This window comes from Actinoalloteichus spitiensis RMV-1378 (genome assembly GCF_000239155.1).
GTDB lineage: Bacteria > Actinomycetota > Actinomycetes > Mycobacteriales > Pseudonocardiaceae > Actinoalloteichus_B > Actinoalloteichus_B spitiensis.
Window position 1 is genome coordinate 1 of record NZ_AGVX02000703.1, and the last position, 1,564, is coordinate 1,564.

General features: G+C 71.2%; 1 protein-coding gene. It reads right to left on the reverse strand.

Going from position 1 to position 1,564, the window contains the following annotated elements; translation table 11 throughout:
• On the reverse strand, window positions 1-1,564 hold a 1,564-nt coding region (locus tag ACTIDRAF_RS34095; protein WP_157163252.1), incomplete at both ends, for a non-ribosomal peptide synthetase.

A 1,564-nucleotide genomic window follows, 5' to 3' on the forward strand; every position in this document is an offset into this window, starting at 1 on the left:
CAAGGGTGAAGCCCATCGACATCATGAAGTGGTGCGGCGCCACCGGATGGGTGTCCAGGAACCAGGTCTGGACAGGCAGCATCTCGGTGGGGCCCACGACCGGACCCTGCTCGGCCTCGGTGGGGGAGTGCGCGCCGTCGAGCGAGGGCACGAGGTCCGCGGCGAGGGCTTCGATGGTCTGTTTGACGAACACGTCCCGCGAGGACAGCTCCAACCCCGCACGACGAGCCCGCGACACCACCTGGATGCTCAGGATCGAGTCACCACCCAACTCGAAGAAGTTGTCGGTCACCCCCACCCGCTCCACACCCAACAACTCCGACCAAATACGGCACAACACCCGCTCGACCTCGGTCCGAGCCGGCACGTACCGCTCCCCGCCCTCCGCCTCCGGGCTGGGCAGCCTGTCGACGTCCAACTTCCCGTTGACCGTCACCGGCAGCTCCGCCAACACCACGAACACCGCCGGCACCATGTACTCCGGCAGCATCCGCCGCGTCCGTTCCCGCACCACCTCCACATCCAGCCCCGCCTGCCCGGTCAGGTACGCCACCAACCGGCGCACCCCCGGGGTGTCCTCCCGCACGACCACCGCCGACTCCGCCACCCCTGGCGAGGACGCCACCACGGACTCGATCTCACCCAGCTCGATGCGGAACCCCCGCAACTTGACCTGGTCATCCGCCCGCCCCGCGAACTCCAACACCCCCGACCGGCTCCACCGACCCCGATCCCCGGTCCGGTACATCCGCCCCCCACCACCGGTGAAGGGATCCGCCACGAACCGCGACGCGCTCAACCCCGCCCGACCCGCATACCCCCGGGCCACCCCAGCACCCGCCAGGTACACATCCCCCACCACCCCCGGCGGCACCGGACGCAACCACCGGTCCAGCACGAACACCCGGGTCCCCGCGATCGGACGACCCACCCGCACCGGCACCCCCGGCTCCAACACCTCCCACGTCGACCACACCGTGGCCTCGGTGGCCCCGTACAGGTTGACCATCCGCCGGCCCGGCGCCCACCGACGCACCAACTCCGCCCCGCACGCCTCCCCACCGGTGGCCAGGGTCACCAACTCCGGCAACGCCGTGGTCGGCACACTGGCCAACGCCGTAGGCGGGACCAACGCGTGGGTGATCCGGCCCTGGGACAGGAACCGGCCCAACTCCTCCCCCGCCAGCGGACCCGGCGCGGCGGGCACGACCAGCCTGGCCCCGCAGGCGAAGGGCATCAGCAGTTCCATCACCGCCGCGTCGAAACTCGGCGAGGCCACCTGCGAGACCCGCGAGTCCGGGCGCAGCCCGAACAGGCGGACCTGCTCGAGGGCCAGAGTGGCGATCCCGGTATGCGGGACGACCACGCCCTTGGGACGACCGGTCGACCCCGACGTGAAGATCACATACGCCGCCGCGTCGGCCGGGACCACGATCCCCGGGTCCGAAGCGTCCTGGGCCTGGACCTCGGCACGGACCCCGTCGCTGTCCACCACCGACACGGTGACCGAGTCGTCCCAGGTCAGGTCCTCGGGCTGCCAGCCGGTGGCGGTGAGGACGTGGGT